11 protein-coding genes are annotated in these 13,825 nt (G+C 61.3%); 6 read left to right on the top strand and 5 right to left on the bottom strand.

Annotated features, from left to right (window positions below; genetic code table 11):
- Positions 1-1,026, top strand: a 1,026-nt coding sequence (locus AC1DRJ_RS10535) for an ABC transporter ATP-binding protein (protein WP_477802080.1), incomplete at its 5' end; no start/stop codon positions are given.
- Here the strand turns inward: AC1DRJ_RS10535 and AC1DRJ_RS10530 are convergent.
- The 3 genes from AC1DRJ_RS10530 to AC1DRJ_RS10520 form a co-directional block, all read right to left on the bottom strand.
- The gene (locus tag AC1DRJ_RS10530; protein WP_477802079.1) at positions 998-1,933 is read right to left on the bottom strand and encodes an alpha/beta hydrolase; all 936 of its coding nucleotides are present in this window, start codon (positions 1,931-1,933) and stop codon (positions 998-1,000) included. The two genes, AC1DRJ_RS10535 and AC1DRJ_RS10530, sit on opposite strands and share 29 nt — an antisense overlap.
- Positions 1,934-2,148: 215 nt before the next feature.
- Positions 2,149-3,147 (bottom strand): NAD(P)H-quinone oxidoreductase, encoded by a 999-nt coding sequence (locus tag AC1DRJ_RS10525; RefSeq protein ID WP_477802078.1) that lies wholly within the window; start codon positions 3,145-3,147, stop codon positions 2,149-2,151.
- Positions 3,148-3,202: 55 nt separating this feature from the next.
- A complete protein-coding gene (locus AC1DRJ_RS10520; RefSeq protein ID WP_477802077.1) occupies positions 3,203-4,414 on the bottom strand; it encodes a YbfB/YjiJ family MFS transporter in 1,212 nt (403 codons plus the stop codon).
- Positions 4,415-4,527: 113 nt separating this feature from the next.
- Here AC1DRJ_RS10520 and AC1DRJ_RS10515 point away from each other — a divergent pair, with 113 nt between their 5' ends.
- A complete protein-coding gene (locus tag AC1DRJ_RS10515; protein ID WP_477802076.1) occupies positions 4,528-5,403 on the top strand; it encodes a LysR family transcriptional regulator in 876 nt (291 codons plus the stop codon).
- A 101-nt stretch (positions 5,404-5,504) separates the two neighbouring features.
- Here AC1DRJ_RS10515 and AC1DRJ_RS10510 read toward each other — a convergent pair whose 3' ends face one another.
- Positions 5,505-6,227 carry a pirin family protein gene (locus AC1DRJ_RS10510; protein ID WP_477802075.1) on the bottom strand — a complete coding sequence of 241 codons (723 nt, stop codon included), beginning with the start codon at positions 6,225-6,227 and terminating at the stop codon, positions 5,505-5,507.
- 299 nt (positions 6,228-6,526) lie between these two features.
- Here AC1DRJ_RS10510 and AC1DRJ_RS10505 point away from each other — a divergent pair, with 299 nt between their 5' ends.
- Both AC1DRJ_RS10505 and AC1DRJ_RS10500 read left to right on the top strand, forming a co-directional pair.
- Positions 6,527-7,477 carry a GlxA family transcriptional regulator gene (locus AC1DRJ_RS10505; protein WP_477802074.1) on the top strand — a complete coding sequence of 317 codons (951 nt, stop codon included), beginning with the start codon at positions 6,527-6,529 and terminating at the stop codon, positions 7,475-7,477.
- A 185-nt stretch (positions 7,478-7,662) separates the two neighbouring features.
- On the top strand, positions 7,663-9,147 hold the full coding sequence (locus tag AC1DRJ_RS10500) for an ATP-binding protein (protein ID WP_477802073.1): 1,485 nt from the start codon (positions 7,663-7,665) through the stop codon (positions 9,145-9,147).
- Here the strand turns inward: AC1DRJ_RS10500 and AC1DRJ_RS10495 are convergent.
- Positions 9,112-11,916 (bottom strand): ATP-binding protein, encoded by a 2,805-nt coding sequence (locus AC1DRJ_RS10495; protein ID WP_477802072.1) that lies wholly within the window; start codon positions 11,914-11,916, stop codon positions 9,112-9,114. The genes AC1DRJ_RS10500 and AC1DRJ_RS10495 overlap by 36 nt on opposite strands.
- Positions 11,917-12,324: 408 nt before the next feature.
- On the opposite strand from AC1DRJ_RS10495, the gene AC1DRJ_RS10490 reads away from it, so the two are divergent.
- Positions 12,325-12,900, top strand: a complete 576-nt coding sequence (locus AC1DRJ_RS10490; RefSeq protein ID WP_477802071.1) for a flavodoxin family protein — start codon at positions 12,325-12,327, stop codon at positions 12,898-12,900.
- A gap of 31 nt (positions 12,901-12,931) precedes the next feature.
- Positions 12,932-13,756, top strand: coding sequence for an alpha/beta fold hydrolase (locus tag AC1DRJ_RS10485; protein WP_477802070.1), 825 nt, complete (start codon positions 12,932-12,934; stop codon positions 13,754-13,756).
- Positions 13,757-13,825: the final 69 nt, after the last annotated feature.

Here is a 13,825-nt window from a genome sequence, read left to right as displayed (position 1 = left end):
GGTTGGGGATTTGTCCTCGGACTGCTCGGCACTTCGGCGTTTTACGTTGCGTATGCGTGGGTGGTGGTCGATACCGTTCACGGCGACATCAGCCTGGGGCAAATGACCATGTACCTGGTGTTGTTCAAGCAGGGGCAAAGCGCGGTCAGCAGTAGCTTGAGCGCCATCAGCGGTCTCTACGAAGACGGCCTTTACCTGTCGAACCTTTATGAATACCTGGCCGAACCGGTAGTGGCCGATTCCGGACATCTCACCGAGGGCGCGGTGCCCGGCGATGGGGTGCGTTTCGAGAACGTCGGTTTTCGTTATCCGGGTGCGAGTCGTGCGGCGCTGGAAGGCATCGACCTGCACCTGATGCCGGGCCGCAGCCTGGCGCTGGTGGGGGAGAACGGCTCGGGCAAGACTACGTTGATCAAATTGTTGACCCGTCTGTACCGACCTGATCAAGGCCGCATTTTGCTCGATGGCAGCGATTTGCAGACCTGGAAGGAGGACGTGCTGCGACAGCGCATCGGCGTGATTTTTCAGGATTACATCCGCTACCAATTTACCGTAGGTGAAAACATCGGCGTCGGCGACACGTTGGCGTTCAATGATGAACAGCGCTGGCAGGACGCGGCGGCACAGGGCATGGCCGCGCCGTTCATCGAGCGTCTGGATCGAGGCTATGCCACGCAATTGGGTCGATGGTTTGCCGGTGGGCAAGAGTTGTCTGGCGGGCAGTGGCAAAAGATCGCGCTATCGCGTGCTTACATGCGGCGCGATGCCGACATCCTGATTCTCGATGAACCGACCTCGGCACTCGATCCGGCGGCGGAAGCGGCGGTGTTCGAGCATTTCAGCCAGCACACCGAAGGTCGCATGACCTTGCTGATTTCCCACCGGTTTTCCAGCGTGCGCAATGCGGACCACATCATCGTGCTGGAACAGGGGGCGATCCTTGAGCGCGGCGATCATGACAGCCTCGTGGACGCGGGTGGGCGCTACGCGCAGCTGTTTACCCTGCAAGCCCGGGGTTACCGCTAGGTTTTGCTTTCATCAAGCCATCGATGGCCTGGCGATATTGGCTGCCCCCCAGGCTCATGCTGTTGTTATGCGTCCCCCCGGGCACCAGCAGCAGGCGCTTGGGTTGATTGGCGGCGTTGAACAACTGCTGGCTGAAGCGTGAGGGCATGAACGCGTCGGCCAGGCCGTGAACCACCAGCAGCGGCATGTCGATGTCGACGATCTTGTCGATGGAGTCGAATTTCTGCGACACCAGCCAACGCACCGGCAGCCAGTTCACCGGCAAATTGCTGTCAGCGACTTGCGCCACCGCATCGCCCAGCGAGGTGAACGTGGACTCGATCACCAGACCGCGCACCGGCACTTCGACTTGTTGCTTTTTCGCCTGTGCGGTCAGGTCCGCCGCGAGGTCGATGGCCACCGCGCCGCCGAGGGAATGGCCGTAAATCAGACGTTTGTTGGCGTCCGGTTGCATCTGGGTGAAGCGCTCCCAAGCGGCTCGGGCGTCTTCGTAAACACTGGCTTCGGAGGGCAGATCCCCTTTGCTTTGGCCGAACCCACGGTAGTCGATGGCCAACACCGAGTAGCCCATGGCGCGCAACTGCTCGATGCGAAACGCCTGGCCCGTAAGGTTCCAGCGCACACCGTGCAGGTAGAGGATCGACGGCGCATCACGACGCGCGGCCGGCCACCACCAAGCGTGCAGGTTTTGCCCTGCCTTGAAACGGGCGGGTTTGATGTCGAATTCCTGCACATCGTCCGGCAAACCGCGATACCAGCCCGCCGTGCCCGGCTCGATGCGAAACAACAATTCGCGCTCTTTGTACTTGAGCACACCGCAACTCACCGGCAGACCGACGATCAGCGTGGCCATGCACAGCAGCGGCAGCCAACGACGGCTCAAGCGGCTCATCCAACTCGACAACATGCGGCGGTCCGGAAGGTCAGCGGGAAAGGACGGGTTTTAACAGATGCGTGGCGGGGGCGGGGACAAATTCGACAGCCGTATGAATATGCGGTAAATCATCGGGCCCCTTCGCGAGCAGGCTCGCACACATTGGACCGAGTTCTTCCAGAAGAAATGCGATCCACTGTGGGAGCCTGCTCGCGAAAGGGCCCTGACTGCCAACGCCTAGATCCGGATCAATCCACCTTCAACACAATCTTCCCAACATGATCCCCACCCTCCATCCGCGCATGGGCCTGCGCCGCATCGGCCAGCGCATACACCTTGTCGATCATCGGCAGGCAACGCCCGGCAGCGAGCACTGGCCAGACATACTCACGCAACTGTTCGGCGATCGAGGCCTTTTCTTCGCGGGTGCGTGGACGCAACAGGGAGCCAGTGATGATTGCGCGTTTGGCCATGATCGCCAGCAGGTCGACATCCTTGGCGTGAGCACCGCCGAGAAAGCCCAGCATCACCAGTCGACCTTCCATGCCCAGCGCCGCGATATTCGGATTCAGGTACGAACCGCCCATGATGTCGAGGATCACGTTAACGCCTTTGCCGGCGGTTTTCTGCGCGATGACCTCGGCGAAATCCTCGTTGCGGTAGTTGATCGCTTCGGCCCCCAACTGACGGATCACCGCACACTTGTCCTCGCTGCCCGCCGTGGCGAACGCCTTGACCCCGAACTCGCGGCACAGCATCAATGCGGTGGTGCCGATGCCGCTGGTGCCGCCGTGGATCAGTGCGCGCTGGCCTTTGCTGGCGCCGCCCATGTCGAACAGGTTGGCCCACACAGTGAAGAAAGTTTCCGGGACCGCCGCCGCGTGCACCCAATCCATGCCATCAGGGATTGGCAGTGTCTGGCCGGCTGGTGCCACGCAATACTGCGCATAACCGCCGCCGTTGGTCAGCGCGCAGACCTTGTCGCCCACGATAAATTCGGTGACGCCGGTGCCGATGGCCACTACTTCACCGGCCACTTCCAGCCCCGGGAACGGGCTCATGCCGGGTTTCAGCGGGTACTTGCCGGCACGTTGAAGCGCATCGGGGCGGTTGATCCCGGCAGCGTGCACGCGAATCAGCACTTCGCCCGCCTCCGGGGTCGGCACCGGCACCTGGCGCGGCTTCAAAACCTCGGGGCCGCCGGGCTCGGTGATTTCAATCAGGGTCATGGTTTGAGGCAAGGTCATGTCGAAGTCCTAAGGTGAAGGCGTAAAAAATAGACCGCATCGAGGAGTGGGTGATTCAGTTCAAAGCAGGCAACAAACCATCACGACGGTTGAGCAAACGCATGCCCTGTTCCAGCAACAGTGCAACCACAATTGCACCGGCCGCAATGACAAACAACAAAGCGTGATGACCGCCGCTGGCGTTAAACAGCGCCGAATAGGCAAACCCGGCGAGGGCCTGAAACGTTGCAAACGAAACCGTTGCGCGACTCCAGGCCACTTGCTGCTGGTGATGCTGCGGGATCAGTTCGTGAACCCGTGCCAAGGCCAATGGAACAATGCCTGGCGGAAACGAGCCGAGAATCACCGCCAGCAAGGCCAGCGCCGCAAAAGAACTCGATATCGCCAACAGGCCCACGGCAATCGCCTGCACCACCAGTACCACGCGAATACTGACCTTCGCGCCGAGTTGATCCGCGAGAAACCCATAACTCACTGGCCCGATAATCGCGCCAAGGCCGTACATCACCCAAATCAGCGCGCCGACATGCGGCCCGGCACCGAGGCCACGGGCCACGTAATCCACCAGGAATACCATCGCAGGCACCAGCCCGGCGGCCATGAATGCGTATTGAGCGAACAGCAGGTTAATCCGTGGGTCAGTGGCCGTCTTCGGCTCGGCGGTTGCTGGCGTGACGGCAGCGTGGTTCGTCYCTGATGGCCAGGCGAACCAACTGGCAGCGGTGAGAATCAAGGACAGCAGGCCAAGGCCGAACCAGGTCTGCTGCAAGCCAAGGCTCAGCAACGGCGGGACAATCGTCCCCGAGCCGGCAATGCCCAGGCCAATGCCCAGAAAAATCGCGCCGCTGGCCAACCCTCTGCGTGACGCCGGTACGTGTGGCAGCACGGTCGCGGCCACCAGCACCATGATTGCGCCACCGGCAATGCCCGACAGCACGCGCCAGCCGAAAAACCAGCTCACCGACAAGGGAAAGCCACAGGCGAAGAACGACAAGGTCACGGCAAACATCATCAGCCGTAGGGCGGTTTTGTTGGAGGTGCGTTGGGCGACGGGGCGGCCGATCAGCGCGCCAATCAGATAACCGACGAGGTTGGCGGCGCCGAGGTACACCACGTCGCTGGCAGAAAACCACTGCGCCTGGATCAACCATGGAATCAACGGCGTGTAGGCAAACCGCGCCAGGCCAATGCTGACCAGGCTGGCGCTGAGGCCGGCGAAGATCGGCAGCCAGATCGCGCTGCGCGGGGTGGTCGATGAGCTGTGCATGAGTAGGCTCCTGTGAGGTTGACTCTGGCCTTCAGCCTATCGTGATTGCTTGATGCAATAACGCAGCGATTTTGCGCTATGGTGATGCGTATATGCATCAGCAGGGGTACCGCATGAATTGGGATGACGCACGGGTATTTCTCGCAGTTTGCCGAGAGTCGACACTGCGTGGCGCAGCGCGGGTGCTGGGGGTTGATCAAGCGACGGTGGGGCGGCGCATTACGGCGCTGGAAAAGTCGTTGAGTGCCACGTTGTTCCTGCGCACCTCCGAAGGCTACGCACTCACTGCGGTCGGCGAGGCGGCGCTGGCGGCGGTGGAAAAAATGGAACGCTCGGCACTGGAACTGCAGCGGCAGATCCAAGGGCTGGACGACCGCCTGACCGGGCTTGTTCGGGTCAGCACCACGGATTCCATGGCCATCGATTTCCTGATCCCGGCCATTGCACGCCTGCATCAGCAGCACCCCGACGTGCGAGTGCAACTGGACGCCTCGACGCAGATTCTCAGTCTGGCCAAACGCGAAGCCGACATCGCCGTGCGCAATACCCGGCCGGATAACCCGGACGTGATCGCGCGACGCATTGCCCGCTGGCCGGTGGGACTTTTTGCGTCCCAGGCGTATGTGGACGCACACGGCGTACCGGCGCCGGGTTCGGCGTTTGAGGGGCATGATCTGGTGGTGTATCAGCCGTACCTGCAAAGCCAGAAGGACATGACGCTGGTGTCGGAACCGGTGACCCGCGGGCGGATTGTGTCGAGCCTGAGCTCCGGCCTGCTGGTGCGTCGATCCATTGCTGCGGGTATCGGGCTGGGGGAAATTCCGGTGTACATGGGGGAGAGGGACGGGCTGGTCAGGCTCTGGCCGGAACGTACACGACCGCTGCCGTATGACGTCTGGCTGGTGACCCACGCCGACTTGCGGCACACCGCGCGGGTGCGGGCGGTGATTGAGGAGATTGTCGCGGTCTTTTCAGGGACGGGCGAGTGACGGCGAAAAGATCGCAGCCTCGTTTCACTCGACAGCTGCTACAGGTGTACGCAAAACCCTGTAGCAGCTGTCGAGTGAAACGAGGCTGCGAGCTCTTAAGCTTATGGCATCTCAGGCAGTTCCTGCGGGCGCAGGTCGAACACCAGCACTTCGGCATCCACACCGTTGCTCAACGTCAGCACCTGCTCATCACGAACCCGCACACCGTCGCCTTCCTGCAGTTGCACTCCATTGAGTTCGACACTGCCACGGGCCACGTGCACATAGGCATAACGATTCGCGGCCAGTTCCAGCGCGGCGCTTTCCTTGCCGTCGATCAGCGCGGCATACACCCGTGCATCCTGACGCACCTTCAGCGAACCCTTGTCACCGTCGGGAGAGATGATCAGTTGCAAACGGCCGCGCTTCTTTTGCGTGCTGAAATGCTCTTGCTGATAACGCGGTTTGGCGCCGCTCACTTCTGGCACGATCCAGATTTGCAGGAAGTGCACAGGTCGTGTCGCCGAGTGGTTGTACTCGCTGTGGGCCACGCCACTGCCGGCGCTCATCAACTGCACGTCACCCGGGCGGATCACCGAACCGGTGCCCAGCGTGTCCTTGTGTTCCAGCGCGCCTTCGAGCACGTAGGAGAAAATCTCCATGTCGCGGTGCGGGTGCTGGCCGAAACCTTTACCGGCGGCCACGCGGTCATCGTTGATCACCAACAGGTCGGAAAAACCCTGCTCTTTCGGGTTGCGGTAGTTGGCGAAGGAAAAGGTATGGAACGACTTCAACCAACCGTGATTGGCCGCACCGCGATCAGTAGCTTTGCGAAGGGTCAGCATGATGAAATCTCCTGTGGGGACGTTGATTCGTCCGAGTGAGGAGAAGGTTAATGGTTACTGGCTGGTGCAATAAGTAGATGGAAATTGAAACACTGTCTCTGTCAGGTTGACGATTGTGTGCGGGCGATCACGTATTCTTCTCCTACGCTGACTCCACGATTGGCCATAATGCACAGCACCCTTTAAGGTCGGACACAAAATCCCCCGTAGGAGTGAACCCTGTGGTGAAGGGGCTCACTCCCACAGGGGACTGATGTTCAGCCGATGGATCTTCCTTTGACCTCAGTGATTTCTAATCCATGAAAACCATCGCGATGGTGCTGTTTCCGGACTTTCTCCTGCTCGACATGGCCGGTCCCATGGAAGTGTTTTCCATCGCCAACCGATACCTGCCCCCGGCTGACCATTACGTACTCACGACCATCGGCACCGAGCCTGACGCGCTGCGTGCGTCCAACGGCGTCAAGGTTCACGCCGACCTGCACATTGATCAGGCGATTGACGCTTACGACCTGCTGCTGGTGCCGGGCGGTCCCGGTGCCTATAACGAGAAATATCCACCATTACTCGGCTGGCTCAAGGGCGCTGTGGATCGCGCCGGGCGTTATGGTTCGATCTGCACCGGCGCCTTTTTGTTGGGGCACGCCGGCTTGCTCGACGGTTACCGCGTGACCACTCACTGGCATTACACTGAACGGTTGATCAAAGCCTTTCCCAAGGCCACGGTGCAGACCGATCAGATTTATGTGCAGGATCGCCATCTCATCACCTCCGGCGGCGTAACCGCCGGCATCGACCTGGCGCTGGCGGTGGTCGCCGAAGACCATGGCAAAAAAGTCGCGCAGGACGTGGCCAAAGTGCTGCTGGTGGTGATGAAACGCCAGGGCGGGCAGGCGCAGTTCAGCCCGTTGATGGCCGCGGTCGCGCCCCATGAAACCCCGATAACCCGGCTGCAAAACTATGTGCTCGAACATCTGGACGAAGCGTTCAGCATCGAACGCATGGCCAGCCTGGCAACCATGAGCGCACGGCACTTCACCCGGGTGTTTGCCCGGGAAGTGAACATGACGCCCATGGAGTTTTTGCAAAACGCGCGCATCGACCGCGCCAGGTGCCTGCTGGAAACCAGTGACGTGCCGCTCAAGACAGTGGCCTTCAAAAGTGGCTTCGGCAGTGTGCGGCACATGCGTTTTCTGTTCAGCGAAAAGCTCGGCCTGACCCCTAGCCAATACCGTGAACAGTTCAGCTAGTCCGTTGTGTCCGTTGCACGCACCGTGATGGCCGGGACGCTCCCTCCGTGGCCGTTGAACCGTCGCTGAGGTCTGCCAAGATAACCGTGAACTCTTTGCAATGGAGGTGCGGGAGCCTGGAGGGCGAGTGCGAAAAGTGTTTGTGGCACTTTGAACCGGGCCAGGTTTTCAGCACGCGAACGTGCATGAACAGCCTCACACATATACACAGCGAAGCGGTCCTGCATTTCGGCCCTTACGCGTTTCACCAGCGGCAACGGCTGATCCTTGAAGGTGACCGGCCGCTGCGCATGGGCGGGCGGGCACTGGACATTTTGCAGGTGCTGGTCGAGCGTGCCGGGACGGTGGTCAGCAAGGAAGAGTTGATTGCCCGAGTCTGGCCGACGTCGGTGGTCGAAGAAATCAACCTGCGCGTACACATCGCTGCGTTACGCCGCGCTTTGGGCGATGGGCACAACGGGCAGCGCTACATCGTCAACATTCCACAATGCGGGTATAGCTTTGTTGCGCCGGTACAGCACGTGTCGGCGGGCGTGCCCGTGTCGATCCAAACGGTTCAAAAAGCTCAGCACAACCTGCCTGCACGGCTCACGCCTGTGACTGGCCGTGACTCGATTGTCGGCAGTCTGGTTCGGCAGTTGCCGGTCCGGCGACTGATGACACTGATCGGGCCCGGCGGGATCGGTAAGACCACGGTAGCGTTGCGCGTGGCCGAACTGTTGTTGCAACACTATCAGGACGGTGTCTGGCGGGTTGATCTAGGGGCGATCGATGATCCCGCGCAGGTGCTTGACCACCTGAGGCGCACCCTCGAACTGGACGTCGGGACGCCCCTCGATGGATGGGCGCAGCGCCATGCGTTACTGGTGCTCGACAACTGCGAGCACCTGCTTGAGCGTTGCCGGACTTTGGTCCAAAGCCTGCTGATCGCGGCGCCTCGCTTGTCGATTCTGGTCACCAGTCGCGAGCCTTTGCGGGCCGCCGGGGAAACGCTCGTGCGTTTACCGCCATTGGCGGTGCCGCCCGACTGCGAACTGCAAAGTGTCGCGCAAGTCATGGGTTATTCGGCCGTGCAACTATTCGTCAGTCGCGCCCGTAACCGTCAACAAGGGTTTGTCCTGCGCGAACAAGACCTCATGGCCGTGGGTGAAATCTGCCGCAGGCTCGATGGTTTGCCGTTGGCCATCGAGCTGGCCGCCGCGCAAATCGACGCGTTGGCGCTGGTGGGCTTGCAAGCCCGGCTCGATAACTGTTTTCAACTGTTGACCCAGGGCCGGCGCACCGCCGTCCCCCGGCATCAAACCTTGAAAGCCGCGCTGGACTGGAGCTATGAACGGCTGAGCCCTTTGGAGCAGACGGTATTGCAGCGCCTGGCGGTGTTTAAAATGGCCTTCACTCTGGACGCCGCCATCGGCGTGATGAGCTGTGCGGTGCTGCTGCAAGGTCGCGTGAGGGAGGCGGTGGAACGCCTGGCGCTTAAATCACTGTTATCGCTTGAGCAGGGTAGTGGTGTGAGCCGGTACCGTTTCCTTAACACCACCCGCACGTATGCCCTGGAAAAACTCGAACGCAATGGGGCGTTGCGCGATGTTGAAAGGCGTTACGCCCGCTACATCAACCGGTCGCGTTCAAAGTCAGGCGGGCAGGAGGCTTTGCAACTCGTCGAGTAACCGGCGGACTTTCATCAAATCCGGTGTGGTAAAGCCTTCGGTGAAGCGATGGTAGATCGGCGCCAGCAGATCATGGGCTTGCTGATTGCGACCCTGGTGCCGCCAAAGCTGTGCCAGCGAGGTGGCGCTGCGCAGTTCCCAGGCGAGGGCGCCCTGGGTTTGGGCCACGTTCAGCGCCCTGATCAGCACGGCCTCGGCCGCCTCGGTTTGCAGCGGGCAATCCTCTGCCAGCAGCCTGTTCGCCCTGGCCCGCAGAATCTCTGCCGTGCTCCAGCCAGCGGTGCCGGTATCCGCTCGATGCAGCAAGGCCTCATCGACGAAATCGCTGTCCAGCGTCACCATGATGTCCTTGATCAACCCGTTACCCGGAGAGAGTGACAGTTGCGTTTTCGCCGGGTCGATCACTTGCGCGTAGTGGCGCGCCCAGGTGTAGAACAGCAGCACAGAATGTTTTTGCGCTTGCTCCAGCAGCAGGTGCAGGAGTTCGCGAGCGCTGCGGGTGTCGCCGTTGTAATGGGCGATCAGGCAGCCGGCCAGGGCCAGGGTGTAGCAAATGGAGGTGCCATGGTTGATCTGAACCGCGATGTCCAGCGCCTGGCGTGCCGTGCGCCAAGCTTGCTCCGGTTGGCCCTGCAACCACAAGATGCGCGCCAGAATCGTCAAGGCGGCCACGCTCTGATCGTATTGCACGCCAAAACCGTGGGTGAAGCGGTTGAGGTGGCCGCTCTGGGCCATGCGCTGGACCACTTGTCGGGCATCCGCCCCCGCTTGTTCCTGATCCCCGGCAAAGTGCAGGGCCAGCACTCGTAAGCGGTGCGCGCTCAGCGACAGCACCGCATCGTCTTGTGCATTCAATCGGCCGAATTGCAGGCTCTGCTCCAGCGCCATTTGATAGTTGCCGCAACTGAGGCTGACCGCCATGTGCCCGGACACCGCCCGCTGCTGACCGGCTACGTCACTGCACTGTCTGGCCAGGTTTCTGGCACTGACGAAGGCTTCGATGGTTTCCGGCGTGCCGCCTTGGGTGTGGTAGCAGGAGCTGCCGAGGGCAAGTTTCAGCGCCATTTTCAGCTGAAGGCAAGGCTCGGGCGTCGCATCGAGCAACGTCAGGGCCTTGCGTACATACATGCCGTGTTCCTTGAGCAGCGACAGCTCTTGCCACAACGGTGTGGACGTTGCGGCCAGGCGGATCGCAAGTGCTTGCGGCCCGCGTCCGTTCAAGCCCCAATCGAGCGCCGCGCGAATATCTGCCAGGCCACGGGCATAACGCTCGATCCACACGCCGGTGGGGATTTGCTCCCAGTCGGTCTGGGCCTGATGCATCAAGGCCAGGCAACGTTCGGCATGGCGCAATTGCGTGTCCGCCAGGTCGGTGGTCTGGTCTAGTTTCTCCAGGGCATAGCTGCGCGTGGTGTCGAGCAAGCGGTAGAACACTTCTTCATCGCCCACTTCCACGTTGAGCAGCGACTTGGCCACCAATTGGGTGACCGCGCCAAACACTTTGTCGGGGTCGAAGTGTTCACCGACGATCACCGCGGCTGCCGACTCCAGGGTGAACCCGCCCCTGAACACGCCCAAGCGGCGCAGGCAGTTTTGCTCGCAAGGCGTCAGCAGTTCGAAGCTCCAGTCGAGTGTGGCGCGAAGGGTCTGGTGCCGGCCCAACGCAGGCTGACACCCTTGGGTGAGCAGGCGAAAACTGCCTCGCAACTGTTCCAGCAGTCCACTCAAACCAAAGTTGCCGACTTGCGCGGCGGCCAGCTCGATGGCCAGCGGAATGCCGTCCAGGCGATGGCAGATGTCGACCAACAGTGGCAACTCGTCATCGCTCAATTCAAAGCTGTCGTGACTGGCCATCGCCCGCTCGACAAACAATTGCAGCGCCGAAAACGTCATGGCCTGAGTGCGGTCCAGCACGGCGATGGGGGGTGGACAATCCAGCGCTTCAAGGCGCTGGACGAATTCGCCTTCGGCCCGCAGGCTCTCGCGGCTGGTGGTCAAAATGTGTACCTGCGGCGCGCCCCGCAGGATGCCTTCGCAGAGCAGGGCAATGGCGTCGAGCAGGTGCTCGCAATTGTCGATCACCAGCAGCATCTGCCGGTCGCGCAGAAAGGCGGCGAGTTCGCTCATGGGTTCGCCGTCGTGCAGGGACAAATCCAGCAGCGTTGCCAAATGCGTGGTGACCATCAACGGATCGTTGACCGGTGCCAGGTCCAGCAGGCGAATGCCGTCCCGGTAGCGCCCGATCAGCTGTTCGGCGACGCGCAGGGCCACGGTGGTCTTGCCAATGCCGCCGGGGCCGACGAGGGTGATGAAACGCTGGCGTGCCAGTTGCGTTACCAGCGTGTCGACCAGGGATTGGCGACCGATCAGGCGAGTACCGCGCACGGGCAGGTTATGGCCGTTGGACACCGGTTCTTCGGTGTCGGGATGTTGCTCAATCAGTTCCAGCGAATAGGGCGCGACAAAGCTATAGCCGCGCTGCGCCACGGTGACGATGTAGCGCTGGCCGGCCTGGCCATCGCCGAGGGCTTTGCGCAACGCCGCTATGTGCACCCGCAGGTTGATGTCTTCCACCACGCTTTTGGGCCACACCGCCGCGATCAATTGCTGTTTGCTGACCATCTGGCCGGCGTGCTCCAGCAGGATCAACAGAATGTCCATGGCACGTCGGCCCAGGCGTAGAGGCTGGTCGGCCTCCATCACCAGACGTTGTCCGGGGTAGATCCGGTAGGGGCCGAAATGCACAGCCTGCTCGGGGGAAAGAGTCAACGGGTCACTCCAGCTGGCATCCGTCCGGGACGCGGGTTTCGAACATATTCCTCAGGTTTTTTGATCCGCGCAATCCGGGTGCCGGTGACGGTCGGGTGTTTGCAACGACTGCCAGTGCCCGGCACCCGCAGCCGGTGCCGTGTATACGGTAGCAAAGGCCGCGTTATGGTGTTTGGCGCGGCATGGAAAATTAACAACGTTTAACTCGTCTTGCGTCGGGTCTACGCCCAAAACTCTGTTCTTCAACGCCCACTGCTTTTCCTTGTAGGAGTGAGCCTGCTCGCGATAGCGGTGTATCAGTCGAAATTGTCTGTTACTGACACACCGCTATCGCGAGCAGGCTCGCTCCCACAGGTTTTGTGTCGGGATTGCAGTCAAGCAGGGATTCTTTGTCATGAGGACACCGCAATGAGCAACGTGGTGGTGGTCTATCACAGCGGCTACGGGCATACCCGGGTCATGGCGCAGGCCGTCGCCCAAGGCGTGGAACGGCACCTGGGCAGCACCTGCCAATTGATTCCGGTCGAAGAAGTGGAAGACCACTGGGACCGATTGCACCGCGCCGATGCCATCATCTTTGGCGCGCCGACTTACATGGGCAGCGCCTCGGCGCCCTTCAAAGAATTCATGGAAGCCACGGCGGCGTTTTACCTGGCCCAACCCTGGCGCGACAAGTTGGCGGCCGGGTTCACCAACTCCGGCAGCCTGTGCGGCGACAAGCTCAACACCTTGCTGCAGATGGCCGTGTTCGCCGCCCAACACTCAATGATCTGGGTTGGCCTGGACGTGCTGCCGGCACGCTCCGGCACCGGTGTGTTCGATGGGCAGGTGAATCGCCTGGGCAGCTCGCTAGGCGCCATGTCCCAGTCAAATGTCGAACAACCTCCCGAATTGGCCCCGCCGCCTGAAGACCGCTGCACCGCTGCGCATCTGGGCGAGCGGGTGGCCCGGCTGGCTGAACGCATGAACTACTCACCCCTTTGATACACCCCCAACCCTCGCTAGGAGATATCGCATGAGTACGTTCACCACCCGAGACGGCACCGAGATTTACTACAAGGACTGGGGCACTGGTCAGCCCATCGTCTTCAGCCATGGCTGGCCGTTGAATGCTGACAGCTGGGAATCGCAGATGATTTTCCTGGCCTCCAAAGGCTACCGCGTCATCGCCCATGACCGTCGTGGGCACGGACGCTCCAGCCAGCCGTGGACCGGCAATGACATGGACACCTACGCCGATGACCTGGCGCAGTTGATCGAGTTGCTGGACCTGCAAAACGCCGTGCTGTTCGGCTTCTCCACCGGCGGTGGTGAAGTGGCGCGCTACATTGGGCGTCACGGCACCGGCCGAGTGGCCAAGGCCGGACTGATCTCGGCAGTGCCGCCGCTGATGCTCAAGACCGACGCCAACCCCGGCGGTCTGCCTATTGAGGTGTTCGATGGCATTCGCCAGGCATCACTGGTAGATCGCTCGCAGCTGTATATCGACCTCGCCAGCGGACCGTTCTTCGGCTTCAACAAACCGGACGCCAAACCGTCGCAAGGGATGATCGACTGGTTCTGGGTGCAAGGCATGGCCGCCGGCCACAAAAACGCCTACGACTGCATCAAGGCTTTCTCGGAAACCGATTTCACCGAAGACCTGAAGAAATTCGATATCCCGACCCTGGTGGTGCATGGCGACGCCGATCAGGTGGTGCCGATCGAAGCAGCGGGCATCGCCTCGGCAGCACTGGTCAAAGGCTCCACGCTCAAGATTTACCCAGGCGCGCCCCATGGTTTGACGGATACTCACAAGGATCAGCTGAACGCTGATTTGCTGGCGTTCCTCAAGGGTTAACACACGCTGCTACAGGCGCCCCGGCCCCTGTAGCAGCTGTCGAGCAGCGCGAGGCAGCGTTCGGCGGCG

Source organism: Pseudomonas sp. P5_B2 (assembly GCF_056400445.1).
Note: the sequence above shows the minus strand (reverse complement) of the source record. Positions and strands in the feature narration are given on the sequence as shown.